14 protein-coding genes are annotated in these 20,576 nt (G+C 71.7%); 8 read left to right on the top strand and 6 right to left on the bottom strand.

The window, feature by feature from the left end; all coding sequences use genetic code 11:
- Positions 1-12: 12 nt before the first annotated feature.
- Genes ABZU32_RS01105 through aceB form a run of 3 tightly spaced genes read right to left on the bottom strand, consistent with a single transcriptional unit; the run spans position 13 to position 4,357 of the window.
- Complete coding sequence (locus ABZU32_RS01105; protein WP_354915419.1) at positions 13-1,296, bottom strand: FAD-binding oxidoreductase; 1,284 nt, start codon at positions 1,294-1,296, stop codon at positions 13-15.
- Positions 1,296-2,771, bottom strand: a complete 1,476-nt coding sequence (locus ABZU32_RS01100; protein ID WP_354915416.1) for an FAD-linked oxidase C-terminal domain-containing protein — start codon at positions 2,769-2,771, stop codon at positions 1,296-1,298. The genes ABZU32_RS01105 and ABZU32_RS01100 overlap by 1 nt, the downstream gene beginning before the upstream one ends.
- Positions 2,768-4,357 carry a malate synthase A gene (gene aceB / locus ABZU32_RS01095; protein WP_354835087.1) on the bottom strand — a complete coding sequence of 530 codons (1,590 nt, stop codon included), beginning with the start codon at positions 4,355-4,357 and terminating at the stop codon, positions 2,768-2,770. The genes ABZU32_RS01100 and aceB overlap by 4 nt, the downstream gene beginning before the upstream one ends.
- A gap of 164 nt (positions 4,358-4,521) precedes the next feature.
- Here aceB and ABZU32_RS01090 point away from each other — a divergent pair, with 164 nt between their 5' ends.
- The 7 genes from ABZU32_RS01090 (at position 4,522) to ABZU32_RS01060 (ending at position 15,628) form a co-directional block, all read left to right on the top strand.
- Complete coding sequence (locus ABZU32_RS01090; protein WP_354915413.1) at positions 4,522-5,277, top strand: DUF4097 family beta strand repeat-containing protein; 756 nt, start codon at positions 4,522-4,524, stop codon at positions 5,275-5,277.
- 178 nt (positions 5,278-5,455) lie between these two features.
- Entirely contained in the window at positions 5,456-6,862 is a 1,407-nt protein-coding gene (gene hflX, locus ABZU32_RS01085; RefSeq protein WP_354915410.1) for a GTPase HflX, read from the top strand.
- Between the two features lie 815 nt (positions 6,863-7,677).
- Positions 7,678-8,886: an amidohydrolase family protein gene (locus ABZU32_RS01080; RefSeq protein ID WP_354915407.1), complete on the top strand. Its 1,209-nt coding sequence runs from the start codon at positions 7,678-7,680 to the stop codon at positions 8,884-8,886.
- A 386-nt stretch (positions 8,887-9,272) separates the two neighbouring features.
- A complete protein-coding gene (locus tag ABZU32_RS01075) occupies positions 9,273-10,127 on the top strand; it encodes a DegV family protein (RefSeq protein ID WP_354915405.1) in 855 nt (284 codons plus the stop codon).
- A 511-nt stretch (positions 10,128-10,638) separates the two neighbouring features.
- Positions 10,639-11,244 (top strand): TIGR03086 family metal-binding protein, encoded by a 606-nt coding sequence (locus ABZU32_RS01070; RefSeq protein ID WP_354915402.1) that lies wholly within the window; start codon positions 10,639-10,641, stop codon positions 11,242-11,244.
- 454 nt (positions 11,245-11,698) lie between these two features.
- Positions 11,699-12,823 (top strand): ComEA family DNA-binding protein, encoded by a 1,125-nt coding sequence (locus ABZU32_RS01065; protein WP_354915400.1) that lies wholly within the window; start codon positions 11,699-11,701, stop codon positions 12,821-12,823.
- A gap of 663 nt (positions 12,824-13,486) precedes the next feature.
- Complete coding sequence (locus ABZU32_RS01060) at positions 13,487-15,628, top strand: ComEC/Rec2 family competence protein (protein ID WP_354915397.1); 2,142 nt, start codon at positions 13,487-13,489, stop codon at positions 15,626-15,628.
- Positions 15,629-16,476: 848 nt separating this feature from the next.
- Here ABZU32_RS01060 and ABZU32_RS01055 read toward each other — a convergent pair.
- Complete coding sequence (locus ABZU32_RS01055) at positions 16,477-17,208, bottom strand: hypothetical protein (protein ID WP_354915394.1); 732 nt, start codon at positions 17,206-17,208, stop codon at positions 16,477-16,479.
- Between the two features lie 328 nt (positions 17,209-17,536).
- On the opposite strand from ABZU32_RS01055, the gene holA reads away from it, so the two are divergent.
- A complete protein-coding gene (gene holA, locus ABZU32_RS01050; protein ID WP_354915391.1) occupies positions 17,537-18,505 on the top strand; it encodes a DNA polymerase III subunit delta in 969 nt (322 codons plus the stop codon).
- Positions 18,506-18,527: 22 nt separating this feature from the next.
- On the opposite strand, the gene ABZU32_RS01045 is transcribed toward holA, so the two are convergent.
- Positions 18,528-19,589 carry an ABC transporter ATP-binding protein gene (locus tag ABZU32_RS01045; protein ID WP_354915388.1) on the bottom strand — a complete coding sequence of 354 codons (1,062 nt, stop codon included), beginning with the start codon at positions 19,587-19,589 and terminating at the stop codon, positions 18,528-18,530.
- The gene (locus ABZU32_RS01040; RefSeq protein ID WP_354915385.1) at positions 19,586-20,566 is read right to left on the bottom strand and encodes an ABC transporter ATP-binding protein; all 981 of its coding nucleotides are present in this window, start codon (positions 20,564-20,566) and stop codon (positions 19,586-19,588) included. Before ABZU32_RS01040 ends, ABZU32_RS01045 begins: the two co-directional genes overlap by 4 nt.
- Between the last annotated feature and the right edge of the window lie 10 nt (positions 20,567-20,576).

Here is a 20,576-nt window from a genome sequence, read left to right as displayed (position 1 = left end):
ACCGTCGGCTCCTCACGCGCGTTCCCCGCTCCCGGCCTCGGGCGGCGGCCCGCCGGTGGGCAGGCGGCCCGGTGACAGGCGGCCGCCGGGGTCGAAGCGTTCCTTGACCCGCCGCATGAGCGTGGCGGCCCCGGCCGGGCCCCAGCGGTCGAGCCGGTCGGCCGCGTCCGCCGGTGCGGTCCACACCACCAGTCTGCCGCCGTGCGCGGCCAGGTCGGAACGCAGAACCGACACGAACGTCCCCGCGCGGGCGGGGGCGGCGTCGGAAGGCAGGGCGAGGTGGAGGACGGCGGAGGCGGCCGACCCGCGCACGTGCACCGGCAGGTCGCCGGCCTCCCGGGCCGCGCGGGCCACCGCGGCCAGCGCGGGAACGGCGAACGCGGGCCGGACGCGCAGCTCCAGCAGGAACTCCTCCCCGGGCAGCCGGCCCCACCAGGGGGGCGGCTCGGAGGCGACCGGGGCGCCGCCCAGCAGTTCGCCGGCGGCCTTGGCGCGCTCGCCGGCCGCGACGCCCTCGAACAGCGCGGCGACGGTCAGCGGGCCGTCCGCGCAGGGCCGGTCGATCTCCACGGCGCTCGGCTCGGTCTGGGACCCGGCGAGGGCCGCGAGGTCGGGGAGCGCGTCCAGGCCGGGGACGGTGACGCCGATCCAGGCGCGCGCGGCCGGCAGCGGGTGCAGGCGGAAGGTGGCCTCGGTGATGACGCCCAGCGTGCCCAGGGAGCCGGTGAACAGCTTGCCCAGGTCGTAGCCCGCGACGTTCTTGACGACCTTGCCGCCCGAGTGGGCGACGGTGCCGTCGGCCAGCACGACGGTGATGCCGATCAGCAGGTCGCGCGCGGTGCCGTACCGCAGGCGGCGGGGGCCGGCGGTGGCGGCGGCGAGCGTGCCGCCGACGGTGGCCCCTTCGACGGGGACGTCCAGGGCGAGCTCCTGGCCCGAGGAGGCCAGCGCGCCGGCGAGCGCCTCGGTGGGCACGCCGGCCTGCACCCGCGCCACCAGGTCGCCCGCGGCGTGTTCCAGGACGCGGTCCATGCGGCGGGTGCACAGCAGCAGGTCGCACAGGTCGGGGGGCGCCCCCCAGCCGAGCTTGGTGCCCCCGCCCGTGGCGACGACGGCGAGTCCGTGCTCGGCGGCGGCCCGCATGAGCGCGGCCACCTGGCCGGTGGTCTCCGGCAGGGCGATCCAGCGGGGGGTGAGCCGGCCGAGGCCGGGCGCGCGGGCGGCCGCGTCGTCAGGGGTGGCGGCGCGGACCTCCGCGCCGCTCGCGGCCAGGGCCTCCTCGGGGGGAAGGGGCATCAGAACAGCTCCGCCTCTCCGGAGGCCACCAGGGGATGCACGCCCTTGCGCACGCCCGGGGCCTCACCGCACAGCCGTGGGGTGGGGAAGATCTTGCCGGGGTTGGACAGGTTCTTCGGGTCGAAGGCGCAGCGGACGAGCTGCATGGTGTCCAGATCGTCCGTCGTGAACATCTTCGGCATGTACCGGGATTTGTCCACCCCGACGCCGTGTTCCCCGGTGATCGACCCGCCGTGCTCGATGCACAGGTCGAGGATCTCGCCCGACACCAGCTCGGCCCGCTCGCCCGCGCCCTCCTCGGCGTCGTCGAACAGCACCAGCGGGTGCAGGTTGCCGTCCCCGGCGTGGAAGACGTTGGCGACCCGGATGCCGTACTGCCGCGACAGCCGCTCGATGCCCGCGAGCACCTCGGGCAGGGCGGTGCGCGGCACGACCCCGTCCTGCACCAGGTAGGCGGGGCTGATGCGCCCCACGGCGGCGAACGCCGACCTGCGTCCCCGCCAGATGGCGGCGCGCTCGGCCGGGTCGTCGGCGACGCGCAGCTCGAAGGCGCCGGTGTCGCGGCACATGGCCTCCACCTGCGCGAACTGGTGGGAGACCTCCGGGGCGGGGCCGTCCAGCTCGACGATGAGCACCGCGCCCGCCCCCGCGGGGTAATTGCACCGCACCGCCGCCTCGGCGGCCTCGATGGCCAGGGCGTCCATCATCTCGATGGCCGCGGGGACGATGCCGGCGCCGATGATGGACGACACCGCCCGGCCGCCCTCCTCGACGGTGGCGAAGGCGGCCAGCAGCGTGGTCACCGTCTCGGGGACCCGCGACAGCCGTACGGTGATCTTGGTGGCGATGCCCAGCGTGCCCTCGGAGCCGATGAAGGCCCCGAGCAGGTCGTAGCCGGGGTCCATCGCGTCCAGCTCCACGATCTCGCCGTCCGGGGCGACCAGCTCGACCGCCAGGACGTGGTTGACCGTGAAGCCGTACTTCAGGCAGTGCGCGCCGCCGGAGTTCTCCGCGACGTTGCCGCCGATCGAGCACACCTGCTGGCTGGAGGGATCGGGCGCGTAGTAGTAGCCGTACGGGCGGGCCGCCTCGCTGATCGCCAGGTTGGTCACGCCCGGCTCCACCACCGCCAGGCGGTTGTCGATGTCGATCTCGATGATGCGGCGCATGCGGGAGGTCACGATGAGCACGCCGTCGGCGCGCGGCAGGGCCCCGCCGGACAGTCCGGTGCCCGAGCCGCGCGCCACGAACGGGGTGCCGGTGCGGTCGCAGAGCCCGACCACCGCCGCCACCTGCTCGGCCGTCTCGGGCAGCACGACGACGGCCGGGGTCGCGCGGTGGTAGGTCAGCCCGTCGCACTCGTAGGTGCGCAGCCGCACGGGATCGGTGATCACCCCGTCGGGCCCGAGGACGGAGGTGAGGCGGTCCACCAGGGCGCTGAGTCGGCCGGACGGCCCGGCCGGTGCCGGTGTCATGGCATCCGAGCGTACGCCGGGAGCGTGAGGAACTCGGCGAAGTCGTCGTCCAGGGCGACCTCGGTGAACAGCTCCGCCGCCTGCCCGTACAGGGCCTGGTCGAAACCGGGCTCCTGGCGGATCCTGTCCAGTTCCTCGGAGATGACCCGCTCGACCAGTTCCTTGGTCACCACCTCACCGGTGTCGGCCAACTCGATGTCGTTGTGCACCCACTGCCAGATCTGCGAGCGGGAGATCTCGGCCGTCGCGGCGTCCTCCATCAGGTTGTGGATGGCCACCGCGCCGCTGCCGGCCATCCAGGCGGCCAGGTAGCGCAGGGCCACGTCGACGTTGTTGCGCAGGCCTGCCTCGGTGATGTCGCCGGGCGTCTTGGACACCGACAGCAGATCGGCGGCCGGGACCACGACGTCCTCGCGGAGCCGGTCGAGCTGGTTCGGCCGCTCGCCCAGGACGGAGTCGAAGACCTCCTGGCAGATCGGCACCAGGTCGGGATGGGCGACCCACGACCCGTCGAACCCGTCGCCCGACTCGCGGGTCTTGTCGGCGCGGACCTTCTCCAGGGCGACCTTGTTCACCTCGGGGTCGCGCCGGGAGGGGATGAAGGCGGCCATTCCCCCGATCGCGTGAGCGCCGCGCCGGTGGCAGGTGCGCACCAGCAGCTCGGTGTAGGCGCGCATGAACGGCGCGGTCATGGTCACCGCGTTGCGCTCGGGCAGCAGGAACTCACGGCCGCGGGTGCGGAACTTCTTGATCACGCTGAACAGGTAGTCCCAGCGCCCGGCGTTGAGCCCCGCCGAGTGGTCGCGCAGCTCGTAGAGGATCTCCTCCATCTCGAAGGCGGCCGGATAGGTCTCGATGAGGACGGTCGCCCTGATGGTGCCGTGCGGGACGCCGAGCAGCTCCTGCGCGCGGGTGAACACGTCGTTCCAGAGCCTCGCCTCCAGGTGGGACTCCATCTTGGGCAGGTAGAAGTACGGGCCCTTGCCCTTGTCGATCTGCCGCTGCGCGCAGTGGAAGAAGTAGAGACCGAAGTCGAACAGCGAGGCCGAGAACGGCTCGCCGTCCACCAGCACGTGCTTCTCGGTCAGGTGCCAGCCGCGCGGCCGCACGACGACCGTGGCGAGCTCCTCGTCGGGCCGCAGGGCGTACCGCTTGCCGCCCGACTCGAAGTCGATGGCGCGGTCGAGCGCGTCGCGCAGGTTGAGCTGGCCGTTGACGACGTTCTCCCAGAGCGGGGAGTTGGCGTCCTCGAAGTCGGCGAGCCAGACCTTGGCGCCGGAGTTGAGGGCGTTGATGGTCATCTTCCGGTCGACCGGGCCGGTGATCTCGACCCGGCGGTCGACCAGGCCGGGGGCGGGCTCGGCCACGCGCCAGGATTCGTCCTCGCGGACGGCCTTGGTCTCGGGCAGGAAGTCCAGGGTGCCGCCCGCGGACAACTCGGCCTGGCGGGCCCGCCGGGCCTCCAGCAGCTCGCGCCTGCGGCCCTCGAACTCGCGCTGGAGGGTGGCCACGAAGCGCAGTGCCTCGGGGGTGAGGATCTGGTCGAAGCGGTCCAGCGAGGGGCCGGTGATCTCAACGCCTTCCATGGCCATCCTTTCCATAATGCGGAAAAACAGTTCTAGATTGTGGAATCGACGCTACCGGGTGCCCGTCTCGGGGGTCAACGCCAGGCAACCCTGAGGGATCGCCAAGGGTTGTCTCCGGGCCTTCCCCGATGGGCCCGCACGCCCGCGGCCAGCAGTCTTGGACCATGAAGAATCCGACCTCCCCCACCGACACCTCCCCCCGTACCCGTCCCGCACTCCTGCCGGCGAGGGCGGGACGCGTCCTTGCCGCCGGGGCCGTGCTCGGCGCCGGGCTGCTGCTCACCGGGTGCGGTGTGACCGACCTGGCCTCGCCCACCAAGAACCAGACCAACTCCTACGACGTGACCGGTAAGGCCCCCGTGCTCCGCGTCGACAGCGGCGCCGGGGACATCGAGGTGACCGAGTCCGACCGCGCCGGGTACCACGTGACCGAGAAGCTCTACTGGAAGGGCGACAAACCCGTCACGCGGCACCCGGTCGAAGGGGACACCCTCACCCTCGACTACACCTGCCGCTCAGGGGGGAGCTGCGGCGTGGACTACCTCATCGAGGTCCCGCGCGGGGTCGAGGTCAAGGTCAAGGCCGGGTCGGGCGACATCACGCTGCGCTCGCTGTCCGGAGTCGTCACCGCCGACACCGGGTCCGGCACCGTCGACGCCAACGAGCTGGGCGCCAAGCAGGCGGCCGCCAAGACCGGCTCGGGGGACGTCGAGCTGCGCTTCGCCGCCACGCCGGACAAGGTCGACGTCCAGACCGGCTCCGGCACCGGCACCGTGCGCGTGCCCAAGGGCGCCTACAACGTCACCGCGAGCACCGGCTCCGGCGACAAGAAGATCGACGTCACCGACGACGACTCCTCGCCGCGCACCATCGTCGTCAAGACCGGGTCGGGCGACGCCAAGGTTCTCGCCACCACCTGAGCCGCCTGCGCACGGGGAAGAGGGCGGGGCGATAACCAGGTGAACCGCCGGGACCGGCGTGGCACCATCGGGGGAAGACAGCAGAGGGGTCCCCGTGTTGAATTAGGCGGAGCGGTCGACCGCGAGCGGTGACCCACGAGCGCTGAGGAGCGCGACCATAGCCACAGAGAAGACGTATATGTATAACGAGTCCGACGAAGATCTCGTCAACGGTGACTACGACCTCGAAGAGCGGCAGGCCCTGCGGCGTGTCGCCGGCCTCTCGACCGAGCTCGAGGACATCACCGAAGTCGAATACCGCCAGCTTCGCCTCGAGCGGGTCGTCCTGGTCGGAGTATGGACCGGCGGCACCGTCGTCGACGCCGAGAACTCCCTGGCCGAGCTGAAGCTGCTGGCCGAGACCGCCGGGTCGCAGGTCCTGGAAGGGCTCATCCAGCGGCGCCAGCGTCCCGACTCCGCCACCTACATCGGCTCGGGCAAGGCGGTCGAGCTGCGCGACATCGTGGCCTCCACCGGCGCCGACACCGTGATCTGCGACGGCGAACTGACCCCCGGTCAGCTCCGCCAGCTCGAAGAGGTCGTCAAGGTCAAGGTCATCGACCGCACGGCCCTGATCCTGGACATCTTCGCCCAGCACGCCAAGAGCCGCGAGGGCAAGGCCCAGGTCGAGCTGGCCCAGCTCAGCTACCTGCTGCCGCGCCTGCGAGGCTGGGGTGGCAACCTGTCCCGCCAGGTCGGCGGCCGGGCGGCCGGAGGCGTCGGCATCGGCGGCCGCGGCCCCGGTGAGACCAAGATCGAGCTGGACCGCCGCCGCATCCGCGAGCGCATGGCCAAGCTGCGCCGGCAGATCAGCGGCATGTCGACGGCCCGCGAGACCATGCGTTCACGCAGGTCGCGGCGCGAGGTGCCGGCGGTGGCGATCGCCGGGTACACCAACGCCGGCAAGTCGTCCCTGCTCAACCGGCTCACCGGCGCGGGGGTGCTGGTGGAGGACGCCCTGTTCGCCACGCTCGACCCCACGGTCCGGCGCGCCCGCACGCCAGACGGCAGGCTGTTCACGCTGGCCGACACCGTCGGGTTCGTCCGGCACCTGCCGCACCAGCTCGTCGAGGCCTTCCGGTCCACGCTGGAGGAGGTCGGCGACGCCGATCTGATCCTGCACGTCGTGGACGGCTCGCACCCCGATCCGGAGTCCCAGATCGCCGCGGTGCGCGAGGTCCTCGCCGACATCGACGGGGTGGGCGACATCCCCGAGATCGTGGTGGTCAACAAGTCCGACGCCGCCGACCCGGTGGTGCTGGCCCGGCTGGCCACGCGGGAGCGCCACAGCGTGGTCGTCTCCGCCCGCACCGGCGCGGGCATGGACGAGCTGATGGCCGTGATCGAGCGCGAGCTGCCCCGGCTCGACCACGAGGTGCACGTGCTGGTGCCCTACGAGCGCGGCGACCTCATCGCCCGCGCCCACAAGGAGGGCGAGGTGCACTCGGTCCACCACACGGGGGACGGCACCATCCTGCACGCCCACGTGCCGGCCGGCCTGCACGCCGAGCTCGAGCGCACCGCCAAGCCGGTCGAAACCGTCTGATCTCGGCCGGGGCTCTGTCCCCGGCCGGGATTCCCGGCCGCAGGTCGGGCGTGGAATGGGAGCGGCCCGGCCCGCTGCGCGCGGTGGCCGGCTCGGTCCGTTCTCGCGTGATTCCGCCCGGTGCGGAGATCGTGCTGCTATTCTGTTGAAAGGTCAACGATAGCCGTGAACGGCTCTCGACGGCCTGCGGCGGAGGCTCGATGAGCCGGGCCGGCGTGCCGGGGAGGGCTTGGCGCGGCGTTCGCTCGGAGCCTTCGCGCGGCGATCGCAGATCGTCCCGTCGTCCGGGGGGAGACGGGAGTCCCGGCTTGATGTCGTGATGAAGTATCCGAAAAGGTACAGAAGCGCGACGCGGGAGAGAAACTTCGCAAAGGCGCAGGAAGGTGCCTGTGGCCCGCGGGGCTTGATTATTGCTACGATATGGGCACCCTGACAAGACATTCTGGCGCTGGTTTCGCATGATGACGCGTGTGACTGCTGCTACAGCAGGGGCTAGGTCGGCACCAGGCGTTCCCGGGGACGGATTACTGACATGCCGGGGTGCAGAGGGCCTCGACGCGCCGCAGGGAGACGAACCGCCGTTCTTCTCAATAACCCTGTACAGCGAGCCGACCTGTGAAATAACGTAACTGAACTGAAATCGCCCGGCCAAGATCCGGACGATACCGTCATCGCACACCAGTGCGGATGAGATCAGGAGACCCCCCAATGACGTCCGGAAACGGAGCGGACCCAGCGGGCGTGGCGCCCGGCACCACCTGGGCTCCGGCGGCGTTCCCGGATGCTTCCACGGCCCTGGGCCGGGCGGTGATGCCATGACGGTCAGGCTTCTCACGAACATCGGCCGGCTCTGGACCGGCAACGACGTCTGCAGCAACGCCGCGATCCTCGTTCACAACGACCGCATCGCATGGGTCGGCCGTGCCGCCGATCTGCCGCAGAGCGTGCCCGGTGTCGTGGACGACATCACGGACGTCGATCACGTCGAGAACCTCGGCGGATCCCTGGTGACGCCGGGGCTCATCGACGCGCACACCCACCCGGTGTACGCCGGCAACCGCTACGCCGAGCTGGCCATGCGCTCGGGCGGCTCCACGCCGAGCGCGATCACCGCGGCGGGCGGCGGCATCGGTTCCACGGTGACCGTGACCCGCGGCACCGACCCGTGGACGCTGTGCAACGGCGTCCGCGAGCGCCTGCGCGACTGGATCCTCAACGGCACCACCACCGTCGAGGCCAAGACCGGCTACCACCTCACCCGCGACGGCGAACTGGCCGACGTGCGGCTGCTGCGCGAGCTCGAGAAAGAGCCGATGATGCCGCGGGTGCACGTCACCTTCCTCGCGGCCCACGTGGTGCCGCCCGAGTACTTCGGCCGCCAGCGCGACTACGTCGAGGCCGTCGGCTCCTGGTGCGCCGACGCCGCGGCGGCGGGCGCCGACAGCGTCGACGTCTACTGCGACGACGGCCACTTCACCACCGACGAGGCCCGCTGGGTGCTCGCCTCCGGCCGCAACGTCGGCCTGCTGCCGCGCATCCACGCCGGCGCCCACAAGCGCCGCGGCGCCGTCCAGCTCGCCGCCGAACTCGGCTGCGCGTCGGCCGACCTGCTGCACAACACCACCGACGAGGACATCGCGCTTCTCGCGCGCTACGGCGTCCCCGCGGTCGTGTGCCCCGGAACGGCACTCCAGCAGGGCAACCTGCCTCCGGTCCGCCGGATGCTCGCCCAGGGCGTCACGGTGGCCCTCGGCAGCGACCACAACCCCGGCCACTGCGGCATCACCTCGATGTCGCTGGTGATCAGCCTGGCGGTGGCCGCGTTCGGCATCAGCGTCGGCGACGCCCTCCGCGCCGCCACGCTCGGCGGCGCGACCGTCCTGGGCGCTCCCGACCGCGGCGTGCTCACCCCGGGCCGCCTGGCCGACATCGTCCAGTGGGACGCCGACCACGAGGGCGCCTTCGCCTGGGGCTTCGGCCTCAAACCCCGCCGCGTCTGGCGCGGCGGCACCCCCGTCCAGTAGCGCTCGACCCACGGGCCCCGGCCCGGTGCCCCAGGTCGTGATGGGACGACCGCCACCGGCGGTCTGACACCCCAGCCATCGCAGAGGCCGTCCAACGACGCTACGGCGCATGGGCCCATCGCAGGGTCCTCTGTCGCCGACCTGGCGGTCTGGCCTACCCAGCCGTCCAGGGAGCGTCCAGCGGCGGTACGGCGGATCGGGCCATCGCGGTGTCCTTTCTTGCCGGCCTGGCGGCCTGGCGTACCCAGCCTTCGCAGAGGGCGTCCAGCGGCGGTACGGCGCATCCGGCCGTCGCGGGGTGTCCTCTCCTGACGGCCTGGAGGGCCGGTCGTCGCAAGGTGGCCTCCACCGGCGGCGAGTGATGTGGCGGCGGGTAACCTTCGGTCATGTCGCAAGCGGTCACCGTGGTCACCGATTCCACGGCCTACCTCGACGCCGAGGAGATCCGGCGCTTCGGCGTCACCGTGATCCCGCTTCAGGTGGTCGTGGGAGGCCGCGCACTCGACGACGTGGCCGAGATCGACGCCGAGGGCGTCGCCGGAGCGCTCCGCCAGTGGTCGCCGGTCTCGACGTCCCGCCCGGCGCCGCAACGCTTCGCCGACGCGTACGAACTGGCCGCGGCCCAGGGCGCGACCGGCGTGGTGTCGGTCCACCTTTCCGCTGAGATGTCCGGCACGGTGGAGTCGGCCCGCATTGCGGCCGCCGACGCCATCATCCCGGTCGAGGTCGTGGACAGCGGGTCGCTCGCCATGGGGCTCGGCTTCCCGGTGCTCGCCGCGGCGTGGAAGGCCCGCCAGGGCGGTACGCGCACCGAGGTCGCGCAGGCCGCCAGGGCGTGCGCCGAGGCCACCAAGAGCTTCTTCTACGTGGACACCCTCGAACACCTGCGCAGGGGAGGCCGCATCGGTGCCGCCGCCAACCTCCTCGGCTCCGCCCTGTCGATCAAGCCGCTGCTGCACATCACCCAGGGCACCATCGCCCCCCTCGAGAAGGTGCGCACCTCCGGCAGGGCCATCGCGCGACTCGAGGATCTGGCCGTCCGCGCCGCGGGCGACGATCCGGTGGACGTGGCCGTCCACCACCTCGTCGCCGCAGGCCGCGCCGGCACGCTCGCCGACCACCTCGCCAAACGCATCCCGGCCCTCGGTCGGTTGCGGGTGGTGGAGGTGGGCGCGGCCGTCGGCGTCCACGTCGGCCCCGGCATGCTCGGCATCACCATAGCCCCCGCCCTCACCACCTGACCTCCCCAGGCACGGCCCGCCCCCAGGGCCTGCCACTCACGGCCAACACCCATGGCTTGCCGTCTTCTGTCCGCCGCCCACGGCCTGCCACTCACGGCTCGCATCCATGGCTTTCGGCTTAGGGCTTGCCGCTCAGGGTTCGCCATCCACGGCCCGCCTCCCATGGCTTCTGGGAGGGACTTCCTCCGAACGCCTGACCGGCCGCGCGCCTCACGGGTAGCCGTACTCGGTCAGCGGGTTGGTCGCCCGCTAGGGCAGGTGGTCGATCAACGGGAGAACCCCGGGAGGTGGTGGGAAGCCGTCTTCACCGGCCGGAGGTCTTCATGGCTCACGCTGATGTCCGGCCGGCCATCAATGGCCGCACCGCTATGGGCAGCGGAATGGCCGGCATTCGATCATCGTGTCGCTGGTGGCGCCGGCGGTGAAGTCGAATGGTCAAAGCCCAGGGTCCCGCGCTGCGAGGTCTGATTCCTGCCAGCGTCGGTTCCGGCGCGTCAGCAGACTCGTCCCTGTGAACCACGCATTCGACGGGATCGTCGACCGTTTCGTCCTGGCCAGTGCGGAGTTCGAGCGGAGGCTGCGGGCGGTACGGCCTGAGCAGTGGCGCCTGCCCACGCCCTGCACGGACTGGAGTGTCCGTCAGCTCGTCGGTCACATGGCGGGGGGCAACCTCAACTATGTGGGCCTGTTGCGGGGCGGCACCAAGGAGGAGTTCCTGCGGCTGCGTGAAGCCGATGTCCTGGGTGACGATCCGGTCGGCGCCTACATCCGGTCGGTGGGGGAGTGTGCGCGGGCGTTCGCCCGGCAGGGCGCCCTCGACCGGGTGCTCGATTACCCGCTAGGCCCGGTGACCGGCGGACAGGCGCTCGCCGTACGCACGGCGGACACCGTGATCCACACCTGGGATCTCGCTCGCTCCATCGAGGCGGACGACGTCCTGGACGCCGGCCTCGTGGCGTGGGTCGATGACCATCTCGCCGAGATCTACGCCGGTCTGGCCGAGACTCCCGTCAGTGACCACACGACCCACCGGTTCTTCGCCGCTCCCGATGGCGCGCCCGACCCCACCGGGTCGCGGCAGGCCCGGCTGCTGAACATCATGGGCCGACGCCCCTGACCTCGCCGCCAGCATTCTGACCTGCGGTTCGCCGCGCCTTCACCGCCCTTTCGTGTCGTGCCGCAAAGGCGCGGGTCCGCGGAAATTGTGCGCTGACGTTCCTCCGACCTGCTCTTCGGCCTCGTTCGAATCACGCGATCGCCGTGCTCATTTCACGACGCCACGCTGACCACCAGCGGAAACGCATCCACCACCTCCGTGGACGTAACCCGCACCTACGTGGACGTAAGCCTGCTCGGCTCTCTCCAGCCGGCCAGCTGTACCCAATATGCGGCTTCATCCACCTCATCAGATCTATCTGCGGTCGTGGCGGCGGCCTTGCTCCCGGCGCATCTTCGTGTCCCCCGGCAACTCGTGTTGTCTGTGACTCACTCCCGGGCATTTCCCGAGGCTCTATCCACAGAATGCCGTTCGCGTCGGATGGCCGGCCGCGGGGCGGCCTAACGTCGCCCACGTGAGATCAGCGGACCGGTTCCTGCGCAGCGACGTCGGCGAGTCGCGCCTGCATGCTCTCAGCCCCCTCGGCCGGCGATGCCCGCACCCGTCTCCGCCGTCTCACGACGACCATGCCGAGCCCGATCAGTACGACGCCCCCGGAAGGAGCAGCGTGAGCCCGCCGCCCCACATCGGTGAATCCCCGCACGGCGCGGCTCCGCACGGCGCGGCCGCGCAGGGTGAGGCCGCTCCGGCCGGGCGCGGGCGCTCCGAGCCGTTGCCGGCTCTGACGTCGCGCGCCCGGCTGGCGGGGCTGGTCACCGAGTACGGGGCGCGGTTCGACCTCGGCCGTCCGGGCGTCCGGGTGCTGCTCGTGATCGGCCTTGTGGCGGCCCTGGTCGCGGGCGTCTACGCATGGCGTTCCCGCCCGCAGGTCGAGCCGCTCAGCCCTCCGATGCCATCCGGCGCCCTGCCGGCCGTCGACTCCATGTCCGGCGCCCCTCCGGCCGTGACGGCCGCGTCCGGTCTTCGGCCTGCGGGAGGCTCCAAGCCCGGTGCCCCGCTTACCGGGGTTCCCGTGCCCGGTGCTTCCTCAGCAGCAGGCCCCATGTCGGGTGCATCGTCCGCCGGGAGTTCCGCGTCCGGCGCTCTCACTGCTCTGACCGCCACGTCCGGTGCGGCGCTGGGTGGTCCCTCCACAGGGGCCGGGGTGGCCGTCCAGGTGCTCGTCCATGTGATCGGGAAGGTGCGCAAGCCCGGCGTCGTCGCCCTTCCCAGCGGTTCCCGGGTGGCCGATGCCCTCGCGGCGGCGGGAGGCGTCCGGGCCGGCTCCACGACCGGTGAGCTCAACCTCGCCCGCAGGCTCGTGGACGGAGAGCAGATCGTGGTCGGCCGTCCCCACGGCGCCGGGGGCCTTCCCGTCCAGCCCGTCGATCCCGCCGCCGTTCCCGGCATGCCGGTGGACCTCAACACCGCGACCTCCGGCCAGTTGGAAGACCTGCCAGGAGTCGGGGAGGTCCTCGCCGGCCGCATCATCGACTTCCGGCAGAGCCATGCCGGCTTCCAGAGCGTCGACCAGCTCCGTCAGATCACCGGCATCGGCGACCGCAAGTTCGCCGAACTGCGCGACAAGGTGCGCGTATGACCGCCTTCCGCCGCTGCGCGGAACCACGCGAGATGGTGTCCGCTCCCGAAGAGCCACGCGAGCACGAAAGTTCGGCTGACCATCGGAAGGCACGGTCGGTGGTACGGGCGTGGCAGGCCTGGAACTCCGCGCTGTGGGGGGCGCGTGAGCACGAGAGTTCGGCCGGCCATAGGGCGTCCCGGTGGGGGGTGTGGGGGTGGGGGGCGTGGTGTTCGGCGTTGCGGGGGGCGCCCGGGGATGAGAGTTCAGTCGGTCGTAAGGGGGTGGCGGTCGGTGGTGTGGGGGTGGGGGGCGTGGTGTTCGGCGTTGCGGGGGGCGCCTGGGGATGAGAGTTCGGTCGGTCGTAAGGGGGTGGCGGTCGGTGGTGTGGGGGTGGGCGGCGTGGGGCTCAGAGCTGCGAGGGGTGCCGGGGATGAGAGGTCGGCTGGGCAGGGGGAGTGGCGATTGGCGGTGCCGGCGTTGGCGGCGTGGGGGACCGCTTGTGTGCTTCTGCGATGTCCGGCCTTGGTCGGTCTCGGCGTGGCCTGCGCTGCCCTGATCCTGCTGGTGGTGGTCATCGTCGCCGGTCGTCGCCCGCCTGCCGCGCTGCGCGCTGCGGCCGGCAGAAGCGGTGAGACGCCGGGGCGGGGCAGGTGGCACAGATGGAGGTACACGCTCCTTGGCGTGCTCGGGTGCGTGGCCGCCGTCTCGGGGTCGGTCGCCCTCCGGGTCCATGCGGTGACCTCCGGGCCGGTCGCCGATCTCGCCAGGAAGCGGGCGGTGGTCACGGTCGAGATGTCGCTGACGGCCGACCCCCGCGTCCTGCCCGGCCGGCGAGGGCTGGTACGCCGCGAACGGGTCATCGTCGAGGGCTCCGTCGAGCGGGTGGAAGCCTTCGGCATGCGCCTCACCACGTCGGCGCCGGTGGTGGTGTTCGCTGAGGGATCGGCGCAGTGGGCGTCCCTGTTGCCGAGTCAGCGGGTCCGCGTCCACGGCAGGCTCGGTCCCGCGGACGACGAGGTGTTGACGGCCGCCGTCATCCTCGCCGGCAGGCCGCCGGAGGTGCTCAGCGGCCCGTCGCCGCCGCAGCGGGCCGCAGCGGCTCTTCGTGACGGGCTGAGGCAGGCCTGCGCCGTCCTGCCCCCGGCCGAGCGCGGACTCCTCCCGGGGCTGGTCGTCGGCGATGTGTCCCTCCTGGACCAGCAGGTGAGGCACGATCTCAAGACGGCTGGCCTGAGCCACCTGACGGCCGTCTCCGGAGCCAACCTGGCCATCGTGGCGGGGATGGTGCTCGCGTTCGGGCGCGTCGCCGGGCTGCCGCTGGCCGTGAGGGCGGTGCTCACCATCGCCGCCATGGTCGGCTTCGCCGTGGTCGCCCGCCCTTCGCCGAGCGTGCTGCGGGCGCTGGTCATGGGTTCGGTGGCCGCCGTCGCGCTCGGCACCGGACGCGCCGGAGACGGTGTCACCGCGCTGTCGGCGGCCGTGCTCGGGCTGGTCATGTTCGACCCGGCGCTCGCCGCCGAGTACGGCTTCGCGCTGTCGGTCCTCGCAACCGCAGGCATCCTGACGCTCGCGCCCCGATGGCGTGAGCGCATGTCCCGGCGGATGCCACGCTGGGCGGCCGAGGCGATAGCGGTGCCCTGCGCGGCTCAGGCCGCGGTCACTCCGCTGCTGGTGCTGATGGCGGGGGAGCTCGAACCGGTCGCCATCCCGGCCAACCTGCTCGCCGGGCCGGCGGTGGCCCCGGCGACGGTCCTGGGGTTCGCGGCGTCCATCGTGGCGCCCGTCCACCTGGAGACCGCGCGATGGCTCGTCCGTCCAGCGGGGTACGCCGTCGGCTGGATCATCCTGGTGGCCCGCCAGGTGGCCGGCGTCCCGGCGGCCGCCATTCCGTGGCCCGGCGGGGTGATCGGCCTGCTCCTGCTCGTCGTCCTGGCCGTGGTGGGGTGGGTGGTGCTGCGCCGGGCGGCTCTGCGGCTGGTGGCGTGCGCCCTCGCCGTGGGCCTGGCGGTCGCCTTGATCTTCGTCCGTCCGGCCGTCGCGCCCTGGCCGCCGCGGGGGTGGCTCATGGTGAGCTGCGACATCGGCCAGGGAGACGCACTCGTGCTGTCGGCGGGGGCCGGCAGGGCCGTGGTGGTGGACGCCGGGCCCGACCCGGTCACCGTCGACCATTGCCTGCGCACGCTGGGCGTCGAACAGGTGCCCTTGGTGATCCTCACCCATCCGCACCTCGACCACGTGGGAGGGCTCGACGGGGTGTTCCGCGGCAGAGGGGTCGGTGCCGTGGTCGTCAGTCCAGGACATGAGCCTCATCAGGAGAGCGCGCGGGTGTCCGCCGACCTCGGCCGCCGGCACGTGCCCGAGTGGGTGGCCTCGCCGGGCATGAGCTGGCGTCTCGGGCCTGTCGAGTTGCGCATCGTCGGACCGGCGCCGGAGGCGATGTCGGCGGGCCCCGGCGAGGGCTCGATGGCCAACAACGCCAGCATCGTCGTCCACGCGCGATGGGCGGCCGGGTCGGCCCTGCTGTCCGGGGACGTCGAGATCGAGGCGCAGGCCGAGCTGTTACGCCGGGGCCTGCCCAGGGTCGACATCCTCAAGGTGCCCCACCACGGGTCGGCACGCCAAGATCCCGCTTTCCTCGCCGCCACGGGCGCCCGGGCGGCGTTGATCAGCGTCGGCGCGGACAACGACTACGGACACCCTGCGCCGGTGACGATGCGCCGCTTGCACGACCTCGGCATGCGCGTCTACCGCACCGACCAGCACGGCGACGTGGCGGTGATCTCCGACGCCGGACACCTGGCGATCGTCACCCACGGCCGTTGAGACGATCGTCTTTCGCTGTCGTTCAGACCCGATCGTCATCCGGGGCCGTTTGTCCGCGGCCGTTTGAAGGTGGCGCGCCGGGCTTCTTCGCGGCCGGGCGCGGTGTCGGCGAGCGGAGCCTGGGTGGTCATTGGGCGTCTTCGACGACCGCTGCTGGAATGGCGGTCAGCGGAGTGCGGTGGTGTGTTCGGTGTGGAACTCGGTGTCGAGGTCGGCGGCATACACCGAACGACGGCAGGGAGCGCAGCGGTACAGGATGGGACCCTCGTCGAGCATCGCTCCGCAGCGAGGACAGCTGTGACGGCGCTTGTTCATGGTGGAATTCACCTCCTCTTCCGTTGTCCGTTGCTACCAACTTGCCCGACACTACCTGCAGTTGGATTGCTGATGACTTGCAGCGTTACCGGTGGTACAGCCGTGAGTAGTGGGATCCAGGCTTTGCCGGAACATGGAAATCGCCGGTTGGACGTCTTGCTCGTGTGTGGTGGCCCACCCCTCCGGCGATCCTTCTCCCTATCGTGGGACCGGTGGCGCCGGTTTACGCCGATCGAGCAGGGCGTTACGCGGTCTGCGGCGTATTCCACATCGTGGGCGCCGGCGCCGGCTCGCGTCAGTTCGAGCAGGATGTTACGCGGCCTCAGGCGTATTTCGCGTCGTGCGGCCGGTGGTGCCGGCTCGCGTCAGTTCGAGCAAGGTGTTACGCGGCCTCAGGCGTATTTCGCGTCGTGGGGCCGGTGGTGCCGGCTCGCGTCAGTTCGAGCAAGGTGTTACGCGGGTTCAGGCGTATTTCGCGTCGTGGGGCCGGTGGCGTCGGGTCGCGTCAGTTCGAGGAGGGCGTTACGCCGGGCTCAGGCGTATTCCGCTCGCGGTGTCGGCTGCTGACTCCGCCTCAGCCGGGCCGCGCCAAGGACGTTCAGGCCCACGCCCCAGATCAGCAGGACCGCGACCCACTGCGTCCATGTCAGCGGGTTCATGTGGCCGGAGAGCAGGTTGCGAAGGGTGGCGTACGGGGTGAACGCCTGGGCGGGGCGGAGGAAGTCGACGGCGCCCAGCGCCCACCACAGGCCCATCGGTGCGAGGGTGGCGAGGCACGCGATCACAGGTGAGCGCATCAGCAGGCCCAGCCCGGTGCCCACCAACTGGCCGACGATCTGCACCAGAACGCTCCCTGCGGTGACGGTGCCGGCGTTGAGCCATGGATCCGCGGCGGAACCGGACGAAGCGACCGCGAGCGCCAGGGCGCAGACCACCAGGCCGAACACACCGACGGCGGCGGCCAGCAGTGTCGCGGCCAGCAAGGACGGCAGGGGGCGGGCCGTACCAGGCGCCTTCCACAGGTCGCCGGCCAGCAGCACGCCGAGGAACGGCACCGTGACCGACATCAGGCTCTGCACCGGCTCGATGATCGTGGCGAACGTCCGATCCGCGGGAGGCAGTGTCATGCTCAGCCCCACGGCGGTCAGCAGGCCCACGACCAGGGTGATCGCGAGCAACCACCGTCGGGGCCGTGTTCCGGCGGAGCGCCGGAGCGCGGTGCCGATCGTCTCGCCTAAGCCGGTGTACGTACCCTCACCGTTCACGGACCGCCCTCCAAGGTTCGCCTTTCCTGGTCGTCTCTTTCACATGATTTCCTGCGTGATCGCTGAAGTCACTAGTTGAGCCGGCGAGGCAGTGCAGCCTGAAGCTGAACTCGATGACGCACGCCGATTCTGTGCCGGCCGAACCGATCGGTGCGGCGGAGATTCCCGTCTGATCCTTCTTTTCCGCCGTTCGCAGACACGTGGGCAGGCAGGTTTCCAGGCCGCCGTCATCGGCCGGAAGGTCTTGGTCCGGTCGCCCGTGCGGGGTCCGGCCGGGTGGTCTCCGGTCGGTTGCCGCTGGGGCTCGCGGCCGTGGGATGCTGCTCGCATGGCGACGCAACCAGCACTCGTGACCCTCGTCGTCGGAGACGAGGAGCTGCTCGCCGACCGGGCCGTGGCGTCGGTCGTCGCGGCCGCGCGGGCGGACGACCCCGAGACCAAGGTCCATGACCTGTTCGGCGGCAAGGTCGAGCCGGGGGAGCTGACCAGGCTCACCTCCCCGTCCCTGTTCGGCGACCGGGCCGTCGTCGTGTTCCGATCCGCGCAGGATCTGGGCAAGGACGTCATCGCCGAGATCGTCACCTACGCCAAGAACCCGTCCGAGGACGCCGTGGTCGTCCTGGTGCATCCAGGCGGGGTGAAGGGGAAGGCCCTGGTCGAAGGGGTCAAGAAGGCCGGTGCGGCCGTCGTCACCGTCACCAAGATCACCAAGCCCGGCGAGCGGCTCGACTTCGTCAAGAACGAGATCAGGCACGCCGGACGCACCATCAGCGCCGACGCCGCCCAGGCGCTGCTCGACGCGGTGGGCAACGACCTGCGCGAACTCGCCGCGGCCTGCGGGCAGCTCGCGTTCGACACCCCCGGCAAGGCGATCGACGAGGCGGCCGTCGCGCGGTACCACCGAGGGCGGGCCGAGGTCAGCGGTTTCACGGTCGCCGACAAGGCGGTCGAGGGGCGGCTGGGCGAGGCGTTGGAACAGCTTCGGTGGGCGCTAGCCACCGGAGTGGCCCCCGTGCTGATCGTCAGCGCGCTGGCCGGCGGGGTACGGTCGCTGGCCAAGGTGGGCGGCGCTCCGCGCAACCTGCGCGGCGGGCAGCTGGCGAGCCATCTCGGCATGCCTCCCTGGAAGATCGACCGCGTGAAGCGCCAGCTCAACGGGTGGGGCCCGGAGGGGCTCGCCCGCGCCGTACAGGCCGTCGCCACCGCGGACGAACAGGTGAAAGGCGGCGGCACCGACCCCGCCTACGCGCTGGAGCGAATGGTGCAGCTCATCGTCGCCAGCCGCACCGGCCGCTGACCGACCACGCCCCCTGGGAGGTTCAGGCCGGGGTGGGGATGGGGATGGGGGTGGTGAAGGCGCCGTCGTGGAGGTGGAGGACTCGGTCGGCGAGGGTGATGAGGGCCGGGTCGTGCGTGGCGACCAGAGCGGTCACTCCTTCGCTGCGGACCAGGGCGCGCAGCAGTTGCATGATCTGGCGGCCGGTCTGCGAGTCGAGCTGGCCGGTCGGCTCGTCGGCGATCAGCAGCTTGGGACGGTTCGCCAGCGCCCGCGCGATCGCCACGCGCTGCTGCTGACCGCCGGACAGCTCGTAGGGCCGCTGGTTCCGGTGCTTCTCGAGCCCGACCAGCGACAGCAGCATGCGCACCCGCTCGTCGCGTTCGGCGGCCGGGACGCGGGACAGCCGCATGGGCACGCCGACGTTCTCCGCCGCCGACAGGACGGGGATCAGGCCGAACGACTGGAACACGAAGCCGATGACGTCCCGGCGCAGCTCCAGCAGTCCTGGTTCGGCCAGTTCGGTGACGGTGCGCCCGGCGACGACGACGCGTCCGCCGTCGGGGCGGTCCAGGCCGCCGATCTGGTTGAGCAGAGTCGTCTTGCCCGATCCGGAGCGTCCCCTGATCGCGATCAGCTCGCCCGGGTAGGCCTCGAAGGAGACCTCGTCCAGGGCCACGACCTCCTTGGGGCCGCTGTTGTAGACCTTGCGCAGCCCTCGGACGAGGACGAGCGCCTCCGACGTGCGGCCATCGGTCGCCGCCTCGCCCCTGTCGTCGCTCGGTGCTTGGTCCGTGCGGCTGCGCGCTGCTTCGTACGTGCCGCCGCTCGGTGCCTCGCCCGTGCGGTTGCTGGGTGTCTCGCTCGGGTGGTCGTCGAGTGCTTCGCCCGTGTGGCCGCTGGGCGGGTGGTCTGTGTGGGGGGTGGCGTGCTGGGCCGGTGGCGCCTTGGGGGCGGGGGCGGGTTCGGCGGCGGGTTCCGGCGAGGTGTGGTCGCCGGTGCCGTGGGCGCCGGCCTCGTGGAGGGGCGCGCCGCCCTCGTGGCGGGGAGCCCGGCCGCCGGGGGTGGCGTCGTGGGGGGCGGAGTCGTTCGGCTGGGTGGTCATTCGGAGTCCCCCGGTTGTGGCTTGTCCGGCCATACGCCGATGTGGTCGCGTTCGAGTTCCAGACGCACGCGGCGCTCCATGTCCAGGGCGTTGGTGAAGTCCCTGGGGAGCTGCAGGCGCCCCACCCGGTCGAGGACCGCGTACTCCTCGGCGATGATCTTTCCGTCCGAGGAGGCGCGGCGGAGCGTCTCGCTGCTGGTCCGCCCGTCGCGGATGCCCACCGTCCGGTCGACCTGCTCCGACACCAGCGCGTCGTGGGTGACGATGACGGCGGTGACGCCGAGCTCCCGGTTGGCCCGGCGCAGCGCGGCGAAGACCTGTTCGGAGTTCTCGGTGTCCAGCTCGCCGGTGGGCTCGTCGGCCAGGATGACCTGCGGGGAGTTGGACAGGGCGACGGCGATGGCCACCCGCTGCTGCTCTCCTCCGGACATCTCCGTCGGCTTGCGGTCGGCGCAGTAGGCCACGCCGAGCAGTTCGAGCAGTTCGTCGGCGCGCGCCGCGCCCGCGCGCCTGCCGGCCAGCCGCATGGGCAGCCGCACGTTCTCCCGGGCGGTCAGGTAGGGCAGCAGGTTGCGCGCCGTCTGCTGCCAGATGAAGCCGACGATCTCTCGCCGGTAGCGAAGGCGGTCCTTGGCGGTCATGGACAGCAGGTCGGTGCCGGCGACCCGTGCGACGCCCGCGGTGGGGACGTCCAGCCCGGACAGCACGTTGAGCAGCGTGGACTTGCCCGAGCCGGACGCGCCCACGATGGCGATCAGCTCGCCCTGCTCGATGAGCAGGTCGAGCCCCTGCAGGGCGACCACCTCGACGCCCTCGGTCTTGTAGATGCGCACGAGGTTGTCGCACAGGATGTGCGCGTGCTCGCCGAACGCGGGCCCGGCCTTGCCGGCCTGTTCCTCCAGCTCCGACAGCGTCGGGGTGTCCATCGTGCCGGCGCTGTCCATGCTGCCGGTGTTCACTGCGCCCGGTGTGTTCACTGTGCCTCCC

The organism is Sphaerisporangium sp. NPDC005288, assembly GCF_040607475.1.
In the GTDB taxonomy this organism is placed as follows: Bacteria; Actinomycetota; Actinomycetes; order Streptosporangiales; family Streptosporangiaceae; genus Sphaerisporangium; species Sphaerisporangium rhizosphaerae.
This window is presented reverse-complemented; position numbering and strand designations above follow the sequence as displayed.

Coding starts and splice junctions, on each gene's coding strand:
- ABZU32_RS01105 (WP_354915419.1), bottom strand. CDS start 1,296: ATGCCCCTTCCCCCCGAGGAGGCCCTGGCCGCGAGCGGCGCGGAGGTC.
- ABZU32_RS01100 (WP_354915416.1), bottom strand. CDS start 2,771: ATGACACCGGCACCGGCCGGGCCGTCCGGCCGACTCAGCGCCCTGGTG.
- aceB (WP_354835087.1), bottom strand. CDS start 4,357: ATGGAAGGCGTTGAGATCACCGGCCCCTCGCTGGACCGCTTCGACCAG.
- ABZU32_RS01090 (WP_354915413.1), top strand. CDS start 4,522: ATGAAGAATCCGACCTCCCCCACCGACACCTCCCCCCGTACCCGTCCC.
- hflX (WP_354915410.1), top strand. CDS start 5,456: ATGTATAACGAGTCCGACGAAGATCTCGTCAACGGTGACTACGACCTC.
- ABZU32_RS01080 (WP_354915407.1), top strand. CDS start 7,678: ATGACGGTCAGGCTTCTCACGAACATCGGCCGGCTCTGGACCGGCAAC.
- ABZU32_RS01075 (WP_354915405.1), top strand. CDS start 9,273: ATGTCGCAAGCGGTCACCGTGGTCACCGATTCCACGGCCTACCTCGAC.
- holA (WP_354915391.1), top strand. CDS start 17,537: ATGGCGACGCAACCAGCACTCGTGACCCTCGTCGTCGGAGACGAGGAG.
- ABZU32_RS01045 (WP_354915388.1), bottom strand. CDS start 19,589: ATGACCACCCAGCCGAACGACTCCGCCCCCCACGACGCCACCCCCGGC.